15 protein-coding genes and 2 pseudogenes are annotated in these 19,686 nt (G+C 69.0%); 10 read left to right on the forward strand and 7 right to left on the reverse strand.

Translation table 11 applies throughout. The features are described from left to right. Window positions 1–80: 80 nt before the first annotated feature. The 3 genes from LG278_RS17330 to LG278_RS17340 all read left to right on the forward strand — a co-directional run bounded on the left by LG278_RS17330 (window position 81) and on the right by LG278_RS17340 (window position 3,792). Window positions 81–1,532: a carboxylesterase/lipase family protein gene (locus LG278_RS17330; RefSeq protein ID WP_404388750.1), complete on the forward strand. Its 1,452-nt coding sequence runs from the start codon at window positions 81–83 to the stop codon at window positions 1,530–1,532. A gap of 365 nt (window positions 1,533–1,897) precedes the next feature. Continuing rightward, window positions 1,898–3,148 (forward strand): DUF2252 domain-containing protein, encoded by a 1,251-nt coding sequence (locus LG278_RS17335; protein WP_404388752.1) that lies wholly within the window; start codon window positions 1,898–1,900, stop codon window positions 3,146–3,148. A 314-nt stretch (window positions 3,149–3,462) separates the two neighbouring features. After that, on the forward strand, window positions 3,463–3,792 hold the full coding sequence (locus tag LG278_RS17340; RefSeq protein ID WP_404388753.1) for a hypothetical protein: 330 nt from the start codon (window positions 3,463–3,465) through the stop codon (window positions 3,790–3,792). 187 nt (window positions 3,793–3,979) lie between these two features. On the opposite strand, the gene LG278_RS17345 is transcribed toward LG278_RS17340, so the two are convergent. The 4 genes from LG278_RS17345 to LG278_RS17360 all read right to left on the reverse strand — a co-directional run bounded on the left by LG278_RS17345 (window position 3,980) and on the right by LG278_RS17360 (window position 7,378). Next, window positions 3,980–5,497 (reverse strand): multicopper oxidase family protein, encoded by a 1,518-nt coding sequence (locus LG278_RS17345; RefSeq protein WP_404388754.1) that lies wholly within the window; start codon window positions 5,495–5,497, stop codon window positions 3,980–3,982. Continuing rightward, complete coding sequence (locus LG278_RS17350) at window positions 5,494–6,285, reverse strand: hypothetical protein (protein ID WP_404388755.1); 792 nt, start codon at window positions 6,283–6,285, stop codon at window positions 5,494–5,496. Before LG278_RS17350 ends, LG278_RS17345 begins: the two co-directional genes overlap by 4 nt. Further along, the gene (locus tag LG278_RS17355) at window positions 6,285–6,791 is read right to left on the reverse strand and encodes a hypothetical protein (RefSeq protein WP_404388757.1); all 507 of its coding nucleotides are present in this window, start codon (window positions 6,789–6,791) and stop codon (window positions 6,285–6,287) included. The genes LG278_RS17350 and LG278_RS17355 overlap by 1 nt, the downstream gene beginning before the upstream one ends. Before the next feature lie 173 nt (window positions 6,792–6,964). Next, entirely contained in the window at window positions 6,965–7,378 is a 414-nt protein-coding gene (locus LG278_RS17360; protein WP_404388758.1) for a cupin domain-containing protein, read from the reverse strand. Window positions 7,379–7,614: 236 nt separating this feature from the next. Here LG278_RS17360 and LG278_RS17365 point away from each other — a divergent pair, with 236 nt between their 5' ends. From LG278_RS17365 to LG278_RS17380, 4 genes are all read left to right on the forward strand, one after another. Then, a complete protein-coding gene (locus tag LG278_RS17365) occupies window positions 7,615–8,634 on the forward strand; it encodes a zinc-dependent alcohol dehydrogenase family protein (protein ID WP_404388760.1) in 1,020 nt (339 codons plus the stop codon). Window positions 8,635–8,681: 47 nt separating this feature from the next. Beyond that, window positions 8,682–9,209: a cyclophilin-like fold protein gene (locus LG278_RS17370; RefSeq protein WP_404388761.1), complete on the forward strand. Its 528-nt coding sequence runs from the start codon at window positions 8,682–8,684 to the stop codon at window positions 9,207–9,209. 118 nt (window positions 9,210–9,327) lie between these two features. Next, the gene (locus LG278_RS17375) at window positions 9,328–10,236 is read left to right on the forward strand and encodes a hypothetical protein (protein WP_404388762.1); all 909 of its coding nucleotides are present in this window, start codon (window positions 9,328–9,330) and stop codon (window positions 10,234–10,236) included. Further along, the gene (locus LG278_RS17380; RefSeq protein ID WP_404388763.1) at window positions 10,233–10,760 is read left to right on the forward strand and encodes a hypothetical protein; all 528 of its coding nucleotides are present in this window, start codon (window positions 10,233–10,235) and stop codon (window positions 10,758–10,760) included. Before LG278_RS17375 ends, LG278_RS17380 begins: the two co-directional genes overlap by 4 nt. A gap of 301 nt (window positions 10,761–11,061) precedes the next feature. On the opposite strand, the gene LG278_RS17385 is transcribed toward LG278_RS17380, so the two are convergent. After that, on the reverse strand, window positions 11,062–13,638 hold the full coding sequence (locus LG278_RS17385) for a PKD domain-containing protein (protein WP_404388765.1): 2,577 nt from the start codon (window positions 13,636–13,638) through the stop codon (window positions 11,062–11,064). A gap of 218 nt (window positions 13,639–13,856) precedes the next feature. Here LG278_RS17385 and LG278_RS17390 point away from each other — a divergent pair. Continuing rightward, window positions 13,857–14,154: pseudogene (locus LG278_RS17390) on the forward strand (polyphosphate kinase 2); the annotation flags it as partial. Window positions 14,155–14,211: 57 nt separating this feature from the next. Here LG278_RS17390 and LG278_RS17395 read toward each other — a convergent pair. Then, window positions 14,212–15,225: pseudogene (locus tag LG278_RS17395) on the reverse strand (ISL3 family transposase); the annotation flags it as partial. Between the two features lie 1,476 nt (window positions 15,226–16,701). Here LG278_RS17395 and LG278_RS17400 point away from each other — a divergent pair. Further along, window positions 16,702–17,133, forward strand: coding sequence for a hypothetical protein (locus LG278_RS17400; protein WP_404388766.1), 432 nt, complete (start codon window positions 16,702–16,704; stop codon window positions 17,131–17,133). Window positions 17,134–17,769: 636 nt separating this feature from the next. Beyond that, entirely contained in the window at window positions 17,770–18,408 is a 639-nt protein-coding gene (locus LG278_RS17405; protein WP_404388767.1) for an alpha/beta fold hydrolase, read from the forward strand. Here LG278_RS17405 and LG278_RS17410 read toward each other — a convergent pair. Beyond that, the gene (locus LG278_RS17410; RefSeq protein WP_404388769.1) at window positions 18,367–19,614 is read right to left on the reverse strand and encodes a nucleotide disphospho-sugar-binding domain-containing protein; all 1,248 of its coding nucleotides are present in this window, start codon (window positions 19,612–19,614) and stop codon (window positions 18,367–18,369) included. The genes LG278_RS17405 and LG278_RS17410 overlap by 42 nt on opposite strands. Between the last annotated feature and the right edge of the window lie 72 nt (window positions 19,615–19,686).

Below are 19,686 nucleotides of genomic sequence, written 5' to 3' on the forward strand. Positions count from 1 at the left end.
TCACGCTCCGCCGGGGCACGAGGGGCTGGCGAGCCACAAACGGCTGGCGAGCCCGCGACCGCGGTGGCGAGACTGGCAGGGTGCACAGCGACATCGAGGTCACCGGTGGCATCGTCCGCGGCGAGACGGAGGGCGGGCTCACTGCCTTCCGCGGAATCCCGTATGCCTCGCTGCCCGTCCGCTTCGGAGTGCCGCACCCCGTGGTCGCGTGGCGGGGAGTGCGCGACGCGACGCGCTTCGGCCCGCCCCCGCCGCAGTCCGGGACCTTCGGCATGGACGCCCTGGACGGCGAGAGCGACGGTGACGGCGACGGGTGGCTGACGGCCAACGTGTGGTCGAGCGACGTCGGCGGCCGGCTGCCGGTGATGGTGTGGATCCAGGGCGGCGCCTACACGTTCGGCATGTCGGGGCTGCCCGAATACGACGGCAGCACCCTCGCGCGCGACGGCGTCGTGGTCGTGACGTTCAACTACCGGGTCGGGCTCGAGGGCTTCGGCCACGTCGAGGGGATGGCGGTCAACCGCGGCCTGCTCGACCAGGTCGCGGCGCTCGAGTGGGTGCGCGACCACATCTACCTGTTCGGCGGCGACCCGGAGCGCATCACCGTCTTCGGCCAGTCGGCCGGGGGTGGATCGGTGGCGGCACTGCTCGCGATGCCGCGGGCCGCCGGCCTCTTCCACCGGGCCATCGCGCAGAGTGCGCAGGGCACCTACTTCACGCCCCGGCTCGCTGCCGACATCGCACGTGCGTGTGCTGCCGAGCTCGGTGTCGAGCCCGCCGAGCTGCCGACCGTTGATCCCTGGCTGCTCCCCACCGCGAGCGATGCCGTCGCGGCAACGATCGGGCAGTTCGCGTCACGGTGGGGCCGAGCGGCGCACGCGCCGGCGCTCTTCGCGCCGGTCGTCGACGGCGACGTGCTGCCGACCACGCCGTGGCGCGGCCTGACCGGCTCGGTCGAGCTGCTGGTCGGGCACACACGACACGAGCAGCGGCTGCTCACGGCGCTCGGCGGGCTCCTGGGAGAGATCACCGAGGCGCAGGCCAACGAGGCCGCGGAGGTCTTCGGGCCGGATCCGCAGCGCTACCGGGAGAGCTTCCCCGACCCCGAGGAGCGCTACGAGGTGGTGCGCTCCGACTGGCTCTTCCGTATGCCGTCGCTCCACCTCGCGGAGGCGCAGCTCGAGGCAGGCGGCCGGGCCCACCTCTATGAGCTGACCTGGCCGGCGCCTGGCATGGGAGGCGTGCTCGGGGCCTGCCACGGCCTGGACGTGCCGCTCGTCTTCGGCAACCTCATCACCGGTCAGACGGCGATGCTGATCGGCGACCCCACTCCGGAGGCCGAGGCGATGTCGGCGCAGCTGCGCGGGGCGTGGACCTCGTTCGCGACGCACGGCGACCCCGGCTGGCCTGCCTACGACACCGGCGCGACACGGTTGTTCGACCGCGAACCCGAGGTCACGGCATACCCCGAGCAGGTGTCTCAGCAGATCTGGCGCGAGGCGCCAGGCGTGCTCGACCTGTCGGGGATCTGACGCGAAGTCGGGCCCGGGTGCGCCGTGGGCGGCCCGAGCCAGCGGGACGCCTCATCCGCAGTGGGTGATGTGACGGGCGACGGCACGTGGCACCGTCCGGAAGGACGCCACGTGCTAACGGGACAACTCGACGGCTGGAGAGACTCGTGACCAGAGCAGGACAACCCTCGGTGGAGACGACGCGCGGCTCCGGGAGTCGCGGCCGGGCGGCGGGCACGGTGGTTGCCGGCGTGAGTCCGGAGGAGCGGGTAGCGAGAGGGAAGGCCGCGCGCGCGAGGACCCCTCGGAGCAGCCACGCCGACTGGCGACCAGCCCCGGATCGCCCGGACCCCATCGCGCTGCTGGAGGAGCAGGGCGCAAGCCGGGTGCCCGAGCTGGTGCCGCTGCGCTATGGCCGCATGACGGTGTCGCCGTTCACGTTCTATCGGGGCGCGGCCCTGATCATGGCCCATGACCTCTCCACCACCCCCCATTCGGGATTGACGTCCCAGATCTGCGGGGACGCCCACCTGTCGAACTTCGGGGTCTTCGCCTCTCCGGAGCGCAAGCTGATGTTCGACATCAACGACTTCGACGAGACCCTTCCCGGGCCCTGGGAATGGGACGTCAAGCGGCTGGCGGCGAGCTTTGAGATCGCTGGTCGCGACCGCGGATTCACGCCTGAGGCCCGGCGCGGGATCGTCACGGCGGGCATCGCCGAGTACCGGGTCCGGATGCAGCAGCTGGCTGCCGCTCGCAACCTCGACGTCTGGTATGCGCACATCGACGTCGACAGCATCTTCGAGGCGTTGAAGTCGAGCGCGACGAAGAAGCAGCGGGCCAAGGCCTCGGCCAACGTGGCCAAGGCGCGGACCCGTGACAGCATGCAGGCGTTCGCCAAGCTCACCCACGAGGTCGAGGGGCAGCGCCGGATCATCTCGGACCCACCCCTGATCGTGCCCATCGAGGAGCTGATCCCGGAGGGCACACGTCGCGAGGATGTCGACGGCGAGCTCCGCGCCATGATCAGGTCCTACCGCCGGACCCTCGAGACGGACCGTCGCGAGCTGCTGGAGAGCTTCGACTACGTCCACGCGGCCCGCAAGGTGGTCGGTGTCGGCAGTGTCGGCACGCGCGCCTGGATCATCCTGCTGCTCGGCCGCGACGGACAGGACCCGCTGTTCCTGCAGGCCAAGGAGGCCCAGGAGTCCGTATTGGAGCGCTTCGCCGGCAGGAGCAAGTACCCCAACCACGGCCAGCGTGTGGTGGCCGGCCAACGGCTCATGCAGGCGGCCAGCGACATCTTCCTCGGGTGGCAACGCGTCACCGGGTTGGACGGGCAGTCCCGCGACTTCTACCTGCGCCAGCTGCGCGACTGGAAGGGCTCGGCCGACGTCGACAACATGACCTCGAGCCTGATGGCCGCCTACGCCCGGATCTGCGGTGCGACACTCGCCCGTGCCCATGCGCGCTCGGGCGACCGCATCGCTATCGCGGCCTACCTGGGGACCAGCGACACCTTCGACCGGGCCATCGCCGACTTCTCGGCCACGTATGCCGACCAGAACGACCGCGACCACCAGGCCCTGCTCGATGCCATCGCCTCCGGCCGCCTCGAGGCGCGCACCGGCTTGTAGCCGGGACGATGGCCGACCCCAGGTGGGTCGTGCCCCGCTGACGACCTCGCGGACGGACGGTCAGCGGGGCCGGGTGGCCGTCACGTGTCCGAACGGTTGCTGACCTTCGGAGCCATGGCCATTCCCATCATGTTCGAGCGCATGGACCCGCTTGCGCGAGTCGCGATGCTCCACTGCCGGAGGTAGCGGCCAAGGGGAAGGCACCGCGACCAGGCGCCCTGCCACTGTGTCGCCGCGGGCACAGACGGGAGGCGCTGTCCGGCTCACAGTTGGGGTGATCGGACGTTCGCGCGACACCCCGGAGGTGAGCTCTCATGAACACGACGCCTCGGCCTCGGGCAACCTGGGCCCGCGGCCTGCCACCGAGCGGCAGCGAGCACGGCCGGACCCAGTGGACACTCTCATGGCCGCGGCTCCGCTCCGCGGCGATCGCCGTCATGGCCCTTGGCGCCCTTGCAGTGCCCACCTCCGCGGATGCGGTGGTGCGTCTGCCCGATCCGCCTCCCGTGCGGGTTCCGCTGACCGACGTCTGCGTTGCCATCCTGACGGTGGCCGAGCGCTACACGGAGGTGCCGCTCACCCAGAAGCGTCATCTCCACAACGACATGGTCCTCGTCGTCAACACGACATCCTCGAGCGACTGACCCTCACGTCACCGCCTCCGGGCGCCGATGATGGACCCTGCCCACCACCGCCATTCTGCTCCCCCGCCGGTGATCGAAAGAGCAATCCGCCGGGGACAGCGTGGGTTCCGTCGGGCGTGAGCGCGGCGGATTGCTCATTCGATCGGTGCACGAACGACGAAGGCCTGGCCCAGGCCGGATGACGCCTCTACGTGTACTTGAGGGCGATCATCATGCCGGCCTCTGCGTGATAGATGTTGTGGCAGTGGACCATCCAGTCGCCGCGGTTGTCCGCCTCGAGCTCCAGCGGCATCGACTCCATCGGTCGCATCAGGACCGTGTCCTTGCGCAGACCCGAGCCGGCCAGCGCGAACGTGTGCCCATGGATGTGCAGCGGGTGGGTCATCATCGTCATGTTGACGGCGTTGATCCGCAGCCGCTGTCCTGCCGCGACGGTGAGGGGGTCGTTCTCCCCGTAGGGCGCTCCGTTCATGCCCCACGCATACGGGGCCATCGAGCCGTTCAGCGTCAGGTCGACGGCGGCGTCGCTCTCACGGGGACTGAGCCGTGAGCCGGCGGCGGGGGTCAGCCGTGATCCCATGAGGACCGCGCCGTCGAGCTCGCTGGGACGAGTCCCGGCCGCGGGGACCGCACCTCCGGCCGTCCTGAGCAGAGCCCGCGCCTGCCCTTGTTTGCCGAACGGTATTGCCACCAAAGGAAAGACGCCGTCGCCAGCCGTGACGGTGACGTCGTAGCGCTCTCCCATCCCGATGTAGAACGCGCTGGTCTCCACCGGGGCGACGGCGTAGCCGTCGGTGTGAGTGACCGTCACCAGGTGGCCGCCGAGCGCGACGCTGAAAATGGTGTCGGAGGCCGCGTTGATCACACGGAGGCGTATGCGTTGTCCCGGCTTCGCGGTGAAGACCGACGGCGCCGCAGGCACCCTTCCGTTGACCAGGTAGTGCGGGTAGACGATGTCTCCAGCGTCACCGAATGGCGCAGATCCCATCCCGCCCATCCCGCCCATGCCGCCCATGCCGCCCATGCCGCCCATGCCGCCCATGCCGCCCATGCCGCCCATGCCGCCCATCGAGCCGGAAGTGCCTCCACCCCCGGCCTCGATCAGCGACCGCAGCACGTCGTCCGGGGTCCGTCCCGTCCCGTCGACCCAGTCGTCCAGCACCACGACCCACTCGGCGTCGTAGTCGCCTGGCTCGCGAAGGTCATCGATGATCAGCGGTGCATAGAGGCCGCGGTCCAGCTGCACCCCCACGTGGGGGTGGAAGAAGTACGTGCCCGGGTCCGGGGCGATGAACTCGTACAGGAAGCTGCCCCCGACCGGGATGGGGTCCTGCGTCAGGCCGGGCACGCCGTCAGCGGCGTTGTCGAGCCGGATCCCGTGCCAGTGCACGGTCGTCGGCGCCGGCAGCCCGTTATCGACGCGCACCCGGAGCAGGTCGCCAGCGTTGGCACGGATCACCGAGCCGGGCACGGTGTCGCCGTAGGCCCAGGTCTGCACCACAGGACCACCGAGGTCGACGGTCACCGGCGCGGGTCGAAGAGTCGCCGTCACGACCTTCTGACCCGGGCTCGGTGTCAGCGGTGCCGGCGTCGCGAAGACCTTCCCGGGCGGCGCGTCGGCGCTGCCCGAGCAAGCCACCAGCGCGACGGTTCCCGCCGTGGCGAGCCCGCCGAGCAGGAGACTGCGGCGCGTGACCTCATTCATGCGTGCTTCGCGGTGGTGTCTGGTGTCGCTGCGAGCGACGACTGGTCGAGGTGGAGCAGCTTCCAGCCGACCAGGGCGAACCAGGTCGGCAGGAGCAGCCCGTAGATCAGGTAGGCCGGCCCGATCACCGGCCGCAACGCCTCCGACACGATCCCCAGCGTCCCGGCGACGACCCCGATGGTGCCGACCACCCGCCCGAACGACGACGTCCGACGCATCATCGCGGACAGCAGCATGATCGCGGCCGCGGTCAGGATTCCCGCCCACGACACCGCGTTGGTGGCGGCGATGAGCGCGTCCGCAGCACTGACCAGGCCAGCCCGCTCGGGGTCTGATCCGGCCGCCTGGTAGGCGTTGCTGAGCACGACCAAGCCGCCGTGCAGGGACTCGGGGCTACTGCCCAGCGCCAGCGCGATCACCTCGGAGGCGATGCCGAGCAGGCCACCAATGGCTGCCAGGCTCTTGTCCACCTCCTTCAACGCCACCGCCACCGCCGCGAACACGACCAAGGCGGGCACCGCCAGCCCGACGAAGCACACCAACTCGGTCAGGTAGACGAGCTTGTGGGCGGCGATGTAGTCCAACAGCGCAACTCCCCCAGCGGGCGGGACCGGGGCGACGAAGACAAGCACCACCGGAAGCAGGACGAGCAGCACGAACAGCAGCGCCGACCAGCCTCCCGCCCTGTAGAGCAGGCCCCACGTCGGGTCCGGGCGCCCTACACCGGTGTGTTCGATGCCCCCGGCGTGTTCGATGTCCCCGGACCTGGCCGGGGTCGCGGCGGCCATCACCGTCGCCGCCTGCGCGTGGGCGCGGCATCGGCCAGTTGCGCCTCGTGCCGTCGCTCCGCACGGAGCATCAGGCTCAGTGCCCCCAGCATCGGCACGGCGTAAATCCACAGCCACCAGCCGAAGAACAGCAGGCCGACGTGGAAGGCCATGAGCATGACGAGGCCCGCTTGCGTCCACCGCCCACCGGACAGGACGAGAATGCCCGCGGCGGCCTCGCCGGCGATGAGCAGGCCGATGAAGAGTCCGGTGTTGGGGGCGACGAGGGAAGCCCACGTGTCACGGACGAACGCGAACTGGGACAGCTCACCGAACTCGCCGAAGGACTCCCAGTCGGTGACCAGATAGATCGCGTTCACGATGGCCCCGAAGACCAGGAACAGCACCCCCAGGGCTGTGCGGGCCACCATCCGGGCCCGTTCGCTCCGGTCGGCGCGTAGGGACGCGACCATCACGGTGGCACCGAGGACGAGCCACATGACCTTTTCCATGGCGTTGCCTTCCACCCGGCGGCCCCGGGTCGTCGTCCTCATCGACGCCGGCACCTCGCCAGGGCAGCCGCGACGGCGCCTCATGCCCATTCTCGTCCCCGTGAGCAGACTCGGCCCCGTTCTGTGGCTTGGTTCACCCACCCTCGGAGGATCAGGACGGAGCACAGACTCCCTCTCGCACGACCTTCTCAGGCGTCGGTCAACGGCGCTTCGGCGTACTCCTCGTCGGTGACGGGCTGGAGCCACTGCACGACGTCGTGCTCGTCGTCGCCCTCGTTGATGGCCACGTGGACCATGAGGCGGTTGGGGGCGGCGCCGTGCCAGTGCTCCTCGTCCGCCTCGAAGAGCACTCGGTCGCCCGGGCGGATGACCTCGACAGGTCCGCCTCTACGCTGGCACAGGCCGATGCCCTCCGTGACGAAGACCGTCTGGCCCAACGGGTGCCGATGCCAGTGGGTGCGGGCGCCGGGCATGAAGTGCACCAGGTTGGCCGTCACCCGGGACGGCGTGGGTGCTGCCGCGACGGCGTCGATGTAGACGTCGCCGGTGAACCAGTCGCTGGGACCCTTCACCGTGTCGATGGAGCTGCGGGTGATCTGCATGGATCTCCTTCTCTCTGTTGGTGATCGACGCTTCGCTTCCGCGCGCCTATCGCGGTCGTCCACGCCACCGAGCCTAAGCCGCCCGGTTCGTGTGCGGAGTCGCGAAGGGTGCCCAGTCAGTACACCTCTTCGTAGGGACTCCCAGCGCGACGGTTCGGAGGGTTGACTCGGTGTCGTGGCCCGGACTGCCGAGGCAGCAGCCCTGTGGACGAGCGAGCAATGAGGAGGAGCGAGAGATGCGACAGGTTGTGATGTACGGACCCCGTGACGTTCGGGTGGAGAACCGTGACGACCCGACGATCATCGAGCCGACCGACGCGATCATCCGCTTGGCGGCGACGTGCATCTGCGGCAGCGACCTGTGGCCCTACCGCGGCGCCGAGCCGGTCGACCACCAGGTCATGGGGCACGAGTACGTCGGCGTCGTCGAACAGATCGGGTCCGAGGTCCACAGAGTCACGGTCGGCGACTTCGTCGTGGGCTCCTTCTGGGCCTCGGACAACACGTGCGAGATCTGCCAGGCCGGTTACCAGGCCTACTGCAGACACCGGGTGCTGATGGGCACTCTCGGCACCCAGTCCGAGCTCGCCCGCATCCCCCTCGCGGACGGCACCCTGGTCGCCACCCCCGGCATCCCGGAGCCGGACCTCATCCCGTCGCTGATGGCCGCCTCCGACGTGCTCGGCACCGGCTGGTTCGCCGCCGTCGCCGCCGAGGTCGGCCCCGGCAAGACCGTCGCGGTCGTGGGCGACGGCGCCGTCGGGCTCCTCGGCATCCTCGCCGCCAAGCAGCTCGGCGCCGACCGCATCATCGCGTTCAGCCGCCACACCGACCGCCAGGCCCTCGCCCGCGAGTTCGGCGCCACCGACATCGTCGAGGAGCGCGGCGATGCGGGTGTCGCGAAGGTGAAGGACCTCACCGACGGACTCGGCGCCCACTCCGTCATCGAAGCCGTCGGCACCCAGGAAGCCATGATGCAGGCCATCCGCTCGGCCCGGCCCGGCGGTCACGTCGGCTTCGTGGGCGTCTCCCACGACGTGAAAATCCCGGGCGAGGAGCTCTTCATGGCCGGTGTCCACCTGCACGGCGGCCCCGCCCCGGTACGCCGGTTCCTGCCGGAGCTCATTCAGCTCATCTGGGACCGCAGGATCGACCCCGGCAAGGTCTTCGACCTCACGCTTCCTCTCGAGCAGGCCGCCGATGGCTACCGCGCCATGGACCAGCGCACCGCCACCAAAGTGCTCCTCACCGTCTGATCCCGAAGGGCCCACACATGTCCCTCTCACGCACGAGGCTGATCTCGGTGATCGCGGCCGTCGGCATCCTCGGTGCAGGTTGCGGTGACGCCGGCTCCCGCTACACCCCGGTCTCACCGGATGCGCCTGCGACCGCGCCGGGGACCTCGACCAGCCCAGATCGGAACGGCCCGAGCAGTGACACCCCCACCGCCACCCCGAGCGCCGACGAGGAGAAGCGGATGAGGATCGAGATCACCATCGGCGGCCAGCGCTTCCGGGCCACGCTCACCGAGAGTGCCGCGGCCCGCGACCTGATTGCTCAGTTGCCCGTCACGATCGACATGGGTGACCACGGCGGGGTCGAGAAGACCGGTCCGCTTCCATCCCCACTCTCGCTCGACGGTCAACCTGAAGGCGCAGATCCGGACACGGGAGACGTCGGGTACTACGCGCCGGGTCAGGACCTCGTCCTCTACTACGGGGACCAGTCCTCCTTCCCGGGGATCGTGGTCCTCGGGACGCTGGAGGGTGATGCCGCCCAGCAGATCTCCGAACTGGCCGGCTCGGTCACGGCGACCGTCGAAGCCCGGTGACTGCCCCAATTCCGCCAAAGCGGTTGCGATGCCGTGCGCACCGGCGGACGCTGGACGGACGGGGCCACGCCTCACCATCGGGACCCCAACGATTTCCACGTGCGGACGGGGACGCGTCATGACGAGCAGGGCATGGGCGACGACGGGATTCGCCACCGAGCACCAACAGCAGCCGCAGATCGCTGACCACGCCCGGAGACCAACACCGCTGCACGTTCCACAGCCGAGGGGCGCCGACGCGGCACTCGACGCCCTGCTCCCCGGCCTCGGCCATGACATCAGCGCGGTCGCGACCCACCGGCCCCAACGCCACGCGCGCCACCACGAGGCGGAGCTCCGTCGCTCGGACGCGCTCGACGTCCTGTCGACCGAGGAGGGCGCCGACGGCACGGATGGCAGCTTCATCGACCAGGCCGACGCGGGCGTCGGCTCGGGCTCGGGCTCGGGCTCCGGCGCCCCATCTGCGGCTGTGCCGGTCAACATGCAACAGCTCCTCACGAGCTGGTCCCCCGGCGCCTCGCGGTATGGCTTCCAGCTGAAGTTCCGCTGCGGTAGCAGCTCCGGAGCGGTCGCCGACCTGCAGGCGCAGTCCGCCCGACTCAACTGGCGTGAGCGAGTCACCTACTCCCGCAATGATTTCGCCCACCGGATCAGCCCGCCCGACCCCACGATCTTGCCCCCAGGTGCCGGCGTCAGCTTCGCGCCGGCGCGCACCACGGTGGTCAGCCCCAACGAGCTCGAGTTCAACGGCGTCACCGATACGCACTGGATGCCGACATCGGCCGTACGCTCCGCCGACTTCGTACCCACCGGCACCCGCGCGCTCCCGGGGATCATGACGAGCTCTCAGGTCTACCAGTACAGCCCTGACTCGGGCACGACGTGGACGACTTTTGCCGGACCCTTCACCCTCAACCGCACCCTCGACCGCGAGATCGGGCCTCCGCTTCCCGGCCAGACCATGCCGCTGCTCTTCCAGACGGAGAAGGTCGGCATCCACGAGACCACCGAGCAGTACAAGCCATGAACGCCTCGGGCGCCTCTCTGCTCGACCGACCGCTCCCCCCGGGCGCCGTGCTCGCCTCCCCCGCCGCGGTATGCGCACGGTTGCGTGAGTGGGGCATCCGCGCGTGCTGCCTCGAGGACCCGGCCCGCATCAACCCGTCGGCCGGTAGCCCCGAGGTCGGGACCGTGCGCGAGCTGTTGGACGCTGTGGTCGCCGAGAACCATTCCTACAGGTGGGATCTCACCGCAGTCGGTCTGATCAACGTCTTCCCGTCCCACTCCGTCCTCGACGACCGGGTGGACCCGCTGGAGATCGACAGCGAGGGGCTCTGGCGCGTCCTCGACGACCGGCTGCGACTGCAGGACCACGGCATGGAGCTGTTCCAGGAATTCGTGGACGGAGACGGGCCGCCCGTCTCGGTGTCGCTGCCGCGGGGCTCACTGCGCGATGCCCTCAACGCACTCGTCGCCCCCATCGACGCGGCCGTCTGGCACATCAGCGGGTCCCCCGGTGGGTGGTTCCTCACCGTCTCCTCGACCGCCTGACTGCGGTCGGGAGCTCGGCACCACCTGCCTGAACGTCCACACGCGTGACGACGACGTGGAGCTCGCCGTCGCTGGCTAGGGACGACCGGTACAACAACAGCCGCCTAGACGGCCGACTGCGGGACATCCCACCCATCGAGTTCGAGACCCTCCACGAGTCTGAAGACGTGCCCTCACAACTCGTGCGAGCAGCACCCTGAAGGTCACCGTGGAACCGAGGCGATTCACCTTGCAGGATGCTCCGCCTACGCGCTTCGGCCCCGCCCAGGGGCGGGGCCGAAGCCCGAGATATGCCTGATTTCTACTTGTGGACGATGATCGATCCACCCTCGAGTGAGGTTCCCGGTCCGTTGTCGTACAGGACGGTGTCGTCACGGAAGATCTTGATCCGGAACGTGTCGGGCGCTGTGCCGCCCAGGCGGCCGCCGTCGACAGCGGTGAGCAGGAACTTGTAGGTGCCGTTGTAAGTGGCTCCGAGTCCGGTGACCTCGCCCACGCCCTTGTACTGCGCCTGGGCCCCGGAGATCACGAGCCAGTCGTAGCTGCTGGAGTGGAAATTCAGGCCGGCTGCGTGGAAGACGAACTCGGTGTTGCCGGAGGGGATTGTGGCACCCTTCTGGTAGCGGGACACGAACCCGAACGTTGCCTTGCCGACGAGGCTGGCGTCGGGCGTGAACGCGCCCGTTGGCGAAGCGATACGTCCGCCCCCGGTGACGAACCCCCCGGCTGGGTCGTAGACGACGACCGGAATCAGGGCTGTCTCGGTGTCGAGACCGCCGTCGTCGTCGGTGATGGTCACCGACGCGGTGTAGACGCCAGCCGCGCTTGGGGTGAAGGACCCCGTCGCGCTACCGGAGCCACCCGACTCGGTGACGGTCCCGGCCGTGTTGGCTGAGTCGAGCGCGAACGACGCGGTGTGAGTGTCGTTGGTGCCGGCGTCGCTGAACGTCGCTGACAGGTTCACGGCGGACCCCATCGGCACGGGGTCGGGAGGCGAGCTGAACGACTGGATCACGGGAGCGACGTTGTCGACCGTGACGATGACATCGTCTGTCGCCGTGCCACCGTTGCCGTCATCGACGGTCAGCCTGAAGGTGTACACGCCGTTGTCGGTCGGGGTGAACGTCGGCTGCGCCGCCGTTGCGGCGGACAGGGTCACTGCCGGCCCCGTGTATCCAGGCAGCAGCGCCCAGGCGTAGCCGAGGGTGTCGCCGTCCGGGTCGCTCGATTCGGTTCCGTTCAACGTGACCAGGGCGCCTTCGTCGACCTTCTGGTCGTCACCTGCGACCGCGACGGGCAACCGGTTTGTGGCCACCGTGATGTCCGCGAGGACGGGCGTGATGTCCGCGTCCACCATGGCGGCTGTCCGGCTGAGCGTGACGGTCAGCTTGAGGTATCGGCCCGTCAGTCCCAGGGTGCCGCCGTCGGTGACGGGAGTCTCGGGACCGTACGTGGCGCCATCCTCGCTGGCGGCGGCGGTCACGGTGACCTCTCCTCCGTTGAGGACCGCGGTCCAGTCGGCCGTCGACCAGTGCTGGCCAGCGGTCGCACTGTCGATGACCCTGGTCCACGACCCGCTTGCTGGGCCACCGACGTTGACGTTGCCGGTCATGTCGCCGTATGTGTAGGGACCTGCTCCGATGCCGAGGTCGGTGGTCTCGTCAACGGTGTTGGTGGCCGGGTTGATGCGCTTCGCCTGATTCCACCCCAGCAGGGACACCCAGACCTTCCCGTTGGCATCGACCGATACCCCGGTCGGCGTATCACCGACTTCGATCGTGGTGACGAGGGACCCGTTGTTGTGGAGACGGGCAACGCGTCCGTTTCCGCTGCCGGCCACCCACACGTCACCGTCAGCGGTCACCGCGACTCCGCGGTTGCCTGACGTGGCCGTGGGATAGGTGCCGAGCACCTGGCCAGCCGGGCTGATCTTCGTCACGGTGCCGAAGGAGTAGTCACTCACCCAGATGTTGCCGGTCAGATCCTTACCCATGCCGTAAGCCGATTCGGCTGGCACGAGCGTGTAGTTCGCCGGCGAGGTGAGAATCGCAGGTGGTGTCGTGTCCGGTATCGAGGCGAGGTCGACGCGCCAGACCAGGTTGAAGCCGGTCGGGCCGGCGGCACTCCAGAGCACGCCGTTCTCGTCGATGAGGCCGCCGTAGGCCGCGTACGGCCCGGAGTCCGGCAGTTTGAACGTCTTGACAATGGTGCCCGTCGGGCTGATCCGGTCGAAGTACCGGCCGACGTTGGAGACCAGACCGGGCCCACCGACCCACGCGTGGTTGTCAGCGTCGATCGAGACCTGCCTGATCGTGTGTCCGGTTGTCCGGACGAACTGGATGACGCACTCGTCGTCGGCCGTCGTCACGCCCCCGCCTCTGTCCTCCAACAACGCATTGGCCCACGGCCTGATGTCACCGAGGCCGCCGGAGGTGTCGATCGCACCGTTTCCATTGCGGTCGACACACTGTCCAGCCTCCTTCAAGCCGATCTGGACCACCGACCCCTGCCAACCGCTGGATTCAGCCCGGTTGCCTGCCCAGACGTTCCCGTTCTGGTCCACCGTCGTGCGGGAAGGGTCGTGCGCCATGTTCTGAGGCGCCGACCAGTACTCACCGACGACCGCGCCGGTGTTCGCGTTGATCTTCACGATCGTGCCCCGCGCGCTGGCGGGGACCCACACGAACGGGAACGCAAAGCTCGGAGTCAGTCTGAGCTCGTCATTTGCGGTGCTCAGGTTGAGCGCAGTGCCCGAGTTGAAGTCCGCCGTGTTCGTGTACGTGTAGCTATCAGCCACGCCGAAGGCGGCGTTGCCACCAAACGGCGCACCGCCCATGGCCATCCCCACTGCCAGGACACTTCCCGTGAACAGTCTCATGGCCTTCCTCGACCGTCGAGGCCCCGCAGCAAGTGTTTTCATGATGTTTCCCCCTTTGGAAACTCCGTTGAATACCCGCTATTCACGCTCGTGGGCTCAGGCCTGCTCCGCCAGAGGACTGAAGCACTGGTTCTGTCGGGAGGGGACGATGTATATTTGGCGATATATTGGCTCATCGAACTACTGACGGACGTGTCACGTCGGGCTTTGTGCGAAGGTTCAGCGGCCGCGAGGGCGGGGCGATCAAGCGGTTCACCGAGCACCTCAACCCCCGGGCGGCGCGGGTGGTGGCTCTCACGAAGCCGACGTCCACCGAGAGCGGGCAGTCGTACTTCCAGTGCTACCTTCGAGCGGATGATCGTCGAGTCCGGGACGACCGTCACGAAGTTGTGGTTCTCGGTGACCCAGGATGAGCAGCGCACCCGCCTGGCGATCCGTCAGATCGACCCCGTCTGGCGCTGGAAGCTCTCGCCGATCGACCTCAAGAGCCTGGACCGGCGGAAGGCCTACACGGCTCCCGCCATCGCCCTGCCGAAAGTGGTGGATCGTGCCAAACGGGCTCTTCACAGATGACGGTGGAGCCGGGGTGCTGAATCCGCCTGTTTCGAGCTGGGATCGGGCGATGTAGTTGCTCAGGTTGCGGAAGCCGGGGGGGAGCCGCGGAGGTGCTCGAGCCGGCCGTTGATCGCCTCGGGGGCCCGCGCCGGTGTGCAAGGTCCTGCGTGCGGCGTAGAGCGGCTCCCCGGTCCGGCCGCGATGTCCGTGAAGGTCCTGCTGGACTCTTCGGCGGCACCGGTCTTAGGCGTCACCGGCCAACCGCACCACGTGGAAGGGATCCATCACCGCGACCGCGTCGGGCAGCTCCTCAGCGGTGGCGGTCTTGAACCCGGTGAACCCGTCCATCGCCACGACCTCCACCCCATCGCGCCACGGCTGTCCGCGGTCGGCGAGCTACGTCTTGAATGCCTGCTTCGAGCGGCCCGGGACCATGTCGAGCAACCGCGCCGGCCCGCTCCCGTCGCGGATCCCGGCCAGGTCGATGATGACGGTGACGTACTTGTCGCCGCGCCTGGTGTGCCGCCAGACGTGCTCATCGACACCGACCGTCGTGACGCCGTCGAGCCGGGCCGGGTCCGCGATCAGGACCCGCTGGCCTTCGGCCAGGACCGCGTCGTTGGCGGTGTTCCAGGCGACCCCGGGCCCGTTGGCGACCCGGGAGACGGTGAGGTGCTGGACCACGAGCGCCTCGAGTGCCCAGCGCAGCCCCCGGCGGGAGAGCTTCGCCGTGGCTCGGCCGCCCTGCTGGTGTCTTGGCGCCATACGTGCCCGCAGCCGGTGTACCGGCACCGCGGATCATCACCGGAGCGTCGCGGGTCGCCAGCCCAACGGCTCGTGGGCAAGCTTCCGCACGACGCTGTCACAAGCTCCCTCGCAGCCGCAGCGGCGGCACCACTGGTCGGGTTCGACGACGCGGCAGGACAGCACGGCCCGGTCCGGCTGGAGTCGTTGGCCGGTGACCTCCAGATCGAGCTCGTCGAGTCGGCAGTACGTGGTCAGGTCAGGGCAGGCGAGGGTAGCGTCAGGCACGTCGAGGTCTTTCAGATGGGCAGCGTGAGAACTTCCATCTTCGGGAGGCCTCGACGCCTACCCAGCGACCGACGCGCTGCCGGCTCCTACACCCTCATCTGTGATGAGCCGCCAAACGAGGTCAGGGCCGACGTCACTGGTCTGCCGCCGCTAGAGGGCGGACGCCGAGGGTGTCCGAAGCCTCGCCTGTCAGGCTTGTTCGCCACCCGCGACCTCCCCACCGTGCCATGGGCGTGCGATTGAGGTGCGACGAGAGAGCAGGTGTGCGCCGGGTTGTTGCCCGTGTGCTGGGCCACGCGTAGACAGAGCATCACCGCAAATGAGGCCTTCGAGCAGGTCAGACGATGGAGCTGGCGAGGGGACTCGAACCCCTAACCGCCTGTTTACAAGACACGTGGTGGTGGCACCGATACTGCGGGTCTGACGTGCGTATACGTCAGGCGCCCCCGTCGAAGAAGGTGGCTCCGTGCGATTAGCGTGCGATTAGTCTTCTGTGCGGTCTGCCGCAAGCCGTGGGACGGGAGCCACGCGCCACCGACCGCGCGGCTGTCGCGAGTTCCCGGCGCCAGACGCATCGCGTTCCCAGCGAACTCGCCGCGGAACGACGGCCCTTTCATCGACCTCACCGGCCGAGCGCCCGATCCGATGACCAACTAAGCACGGCTCGCCCGACGACATCGAAGCTGAAGATGAGGACTGGGCCGAGCGTAGACAAGCTCGTCGACACCCCGTTGCGCGTCTAGGGCTGGCTAGGCATCTGGCCGCCGACGTACCCGTGTCCCTTCCCCCGCTGGCGCGTCCTTCCGCCCAGAAAGGGACACGTCACCGCGGCGAAGGTTTCGACGGTTCGGCTGGGGAAGATGCTGCCGCCGAGCGACTCCACCGAGGAGATCTCCATCAGCGTTCCAGATTTCATCGGCCACACCTTCTTTTGGAGGTCGCCATCACCCATCAGGTGGTGCGCAGGACCACGGCCCAGTCGCTCGATCGGCTCCATTGTTGCCGCTGCCGCTGCCGCCGGTCGTGCTGGCGACGGGCTGGGTCAACCGGGTCTGGGTCGGGGCGTGTGTGGGATGAGTGCGCCGCGGGTCAGCGACGTGTGGATCGTGTCCAGGGACGCGGTCCCTTGCCGGAGCCCCACCCGACCGCGTCCGCTGAGCACAAATAGGGCGTTTGGGGCAGAAGGATCATAACCGCAAAGAGCGGCGTACCCTGCTTAATGGTTTTGCTGCGGAATCACCACATAGGGAGTAAGCCGGAACGAGGGCCATCGCCGATTTGACCCAAAACCCACCAGGAGGTGGAGTTCATAACCCGATTGCGCGGTATGACCGTAGCGCCGGCTCTCGTTGCAGCCCTGACCTTTCCGGCGGTTTCGCTGGCAGGAACGGCCTCGGCGGCACTCATCGACAAGGGGCCGATCGTTGGCGATTCCTGGGGCCCGATGTATTGGAAGACTTCTGCGGCGTTACGGGCTTGACCGCGAGCCTCGTCGGCTCAGCGGAGGGCCAGTTCTGGGTGAAGTCCACCGGCACAGACGGCTATCCACTTTGGATGTCGCACGGCTCAGACACGGAAGTCCTCACCAACGTGGCAACCGGCCGGCAGGTGACGTACATCAATAAGCGCAGGAGCCAAAAGACCAGTGTCACGTACCACGACGACGGCACCTACACGCTGCACGTGTCGGGGAACCATCACGGCGTCTGGTACGACGACACTGTCGAAGTGCTCGGCATGGACGCCGGACTGTACGCCTACGAGCCGACTCTCGACGACATGGGGACGCCGGCCGACTACTCCGACGACGAGAAGCTCGGGCCGGCAGTCGTCGTCCACATGACCGGCCATCGGGACACCCTCACGGAAGAGGGCTACTGCTCAGTCGTCGTTCCGGCCCTTCTGTAGCGCCGCCACCCTGAGGTTCCAGGAGTTAAGGCACCAGCCCCCTCGCCCCTGGGCGCCGCCCGCCGCGTGGTAGGGCGGGCCTTCCAAACCCCAGGCGCCGGAGGCACCCGCCGCGTAGGAGGCAGCACGCGCGGAGTGTCATGACGCGCACAGACGCGGGGGTGGTGGGACGGCGATCGTGGGGGTGCCGAAGACCGGCAGAGGCTTAGAAGGAGGCCCCCGATGAACACGTCTCCTGAGCACCTCGGCCGTAGGGCGGGCGGCGCTGTTGCCGCTGCGGCGTTGAGCGTGCTCGTCCTGCTCGGGGGATGCACGTCAGCGGACCCGGTGTCCTCGCCGGCGCCACCGGTGATGGCGGGACTGGCCTCGAGTCCGGCGACGCTGGAGGCTGAGCGGGACCTCGTCGTCGATGGTCGCCACTTCAAGGCACAGTGCACCGGCCAGGGGCCGTCCGTGCTGCTCGTCAACAGCTACGGCAGCGAGATGGAGTTCAGAGGGCCTGCCCACCCGTCTCGGCGCCACCGCGCGCACCTGCATGTACGACCGCCTCGGGGTCGCCCGCAGCGACTCCCCGCCCCCGGTCCAGACGTTCGAGGACATCGCGGCCGACCTCGACGGAGTCATCTCCGCGCTGCGGTGCCCCGGCCGGTCGTGCTCGTCGCGCACGGTCTCGGTGGGCCCATCGCCGTCACCTGGGCCGCCAAGCACCGGCCCGACGCCCGGGCCCTGGTGCTGCTCGACGCCGACCCGCCCGGCTGGCAGGCGGCCCTTCCTTCCCTGTTGCCGCCGCCGGACCCGGGCGACCCTGAGCTGACTGGGATGTTCGAGAACATGCGCCGCTTCGACGACCCGAGCACGCACCGCGAGAGCCTCGACCCGGGCTCGTGGGCGGCCTACGACCGGATCAGCGGCCTCGACGTGCCGCTGTGGGTCATCGCGCCCGAGCAGCCCCCACGGCTGCCCGCGGCCCTGGACGCCGCCAAGTTCGCGGTGGCTTGGAACGCCGGGCACGAACTTATGGCCGGCGTGTCCAGCGACAGCCAGCTCGTCACCGAGGCCGAGCCGACCACGTCATCTGGCTCTGGCGCCTCGACCCGGTGCTCTCGACGGTGGCCGACGCGCTCACCCCCTGACCGGGCCAGCCCACTCCGACGGACGCTGAAGGCTGGATTCAACCCCTGGGCCTTGCGTAGCGGCGACGAATTCAATCGGCGTGCTCGTCCTGTGGACGCGTCAGCCCGCTCCGACGAGTGCCTCGGCTTCGTCGGCGGCTGACCGACCCGTCCTGGCCTCCTCGGCGAGCACTTCGGCGAAGGCCCGCGCTGCTCTGCCGTACTGCGGGTCCTCGAACACGCTGAGCACCGCGGCCGCTATCCGCTCCGGCGGTGCGGACCGATCCACCCGGACGCCCGCACCCAACCGCAAGACCCGGACGGTATTGTCCTTCTGGTCTCGTCCCATCGGCAGGCAGACCAGAGGGACTCCGGCCGCGAGCGTCTTGAGCACGGTTCCGTGGCCGGCGTGGGTGACGACCGCGGCCGCCCGCGGCAGGACCTGTCCGTGCGGGGCGGTTTGGACGACCCGCACGTTGGCCGGGGCGGAGACGGCTCCGGGACTGACCGCCCGGCCGGTCGTGACCAGGCCCCGGACGGGCAGACGACCCAGGGCGGCGGCGATGCGGGTGAGGGTCTGCGTCTGGTTCTGGTAGATGGAGCTCAGAGCGACGAGCACGAGTGGATGCGTCTGGTCCGCGGTGTCCTGCCAGTCGCCCGCCCAGCTGGGGTCGTCGAGCTGGGGACCGACGTAGCGGACGTTCGGGGGCAGGTGCGGCGTGGCGAAGTCGAACGACGGGCTGGTGAGGACGAGCACCCGGGGGGCGTGGTCGAGCATCTCGAACATCCCCTCGACCGGATCGAGACCGTACGAGGCCCGAACCGCGTTGAGGTGCGGCGTCATTCCCCCGACGGCGCGCCGCATCGCGTACCGGGCCACCGCGTCGCGGCCCTGGCCCAGGCGCCCCTGGCCCGGCGACCAGCCGGTGCCGAAGGGTGGCAGGCCGGGGGTCGGACGGACGTAGACGTTGGCCAGCAGGGCAGCGAAGGGCAGCCGGCTCGCTTCCGCTCCAACCACGATGCCGGGCACCATCCCCTCGACGAGAAGGGCATCCGCCGGGTGATCGGCGACCGTGTCCAGCAGGTCACGCGCGAACAGCCCGGCCGGTCCAGCCAGCAGGCGCAGCCTTACTTCCCGCAGCTGGCGCAACGGGCTGCCCCGTTCGAGGTCGGCAATCAGGTCGGTCTGCTCGGCGAGGGAGCTGACATGCGGCGCCGTCCGCCAAGCGCTGAAGGCACAGCCGGCGGCCCGGGTTGCCTCCTCCGCGGTCGGGTCGGCCAGGACGCGGACCCGGTGCCCGCGCCTGACCAGCTCGGCAGCGACACCCATCACCGGCGGAAGGGTGCCGCCGCCGTCGATGGCGGCCACGAGAAACTGTTTCGAGACCACAACCCATTGTGCGTCCCTGGCTGGACTCGCGCCTACCTGGGGCGCGGCGGA

Source organism: Humibacillus xanthopallidus, assembly GCF_044793955.1.
GTDB lineage: Bacteria > Actinomycetota > Actinomycetes > Actinomycetales > Dermatophilaceae > Humibacillus > Humibacillus xanthopallidus_C.

Coding starts and splice junctions, on each gene's coding strand:
- LG278_RS17360 (WP_404388758.1), bottom strand. CDS start 7,378: ATGCAGATCACCCGCAGCTCCATCGACACGGTGAAGGGTCCCAGCGAC.
- LG278_RS17385 (WP_404388765.1), bottom strand. CDS start 13,638: ATGAGACTGTTCACGGGAAGTGTCCTGGCAGTGGGGATGGCCATGGGC.
- LG278_RS17380 (WP_404388763.1), top strand. CDS start 10,233: ATGAACGCCTCGGGCGCCTCTCTGCTCGACCGACCGCTCCCCCCGGGC.
- LG278_RS17365 (WP_404388760.1), top strand. CDS start 7,615: ATGCGACAGGTTGTGATGTACGGACCCCGTGACGTTCGGGTGGAGAAC.
- LG278_RS17340 (WP_404388753.1), top strand. CDS start 3,463: ATGAACACGACGCCTCGGCCTCGGGCAACCTGGGCCCGCGGCCTGCCA.
- LG278_RS17345 (WP_404388754.1), bottom strand. CDS start 5,497: ATGAATGAGGTCACGCGCCGCAGTCTCCTGCTCGGCGGGCTCGCCACG.
- LG278_RS17375 (WP_404388762.1), top strand. CDS start 9,328: ATGACGAGCAGGGCATGGGCGACGACGGGATTCGCCACCGAGCACCAA.
- LG278_RS17350 (WP_404388755.1), bottom strand. CDS start 6,285: ATGGCCGCCGCGACCCCGGCCAGGTCCGGGGACATCGAACACGCCGGG.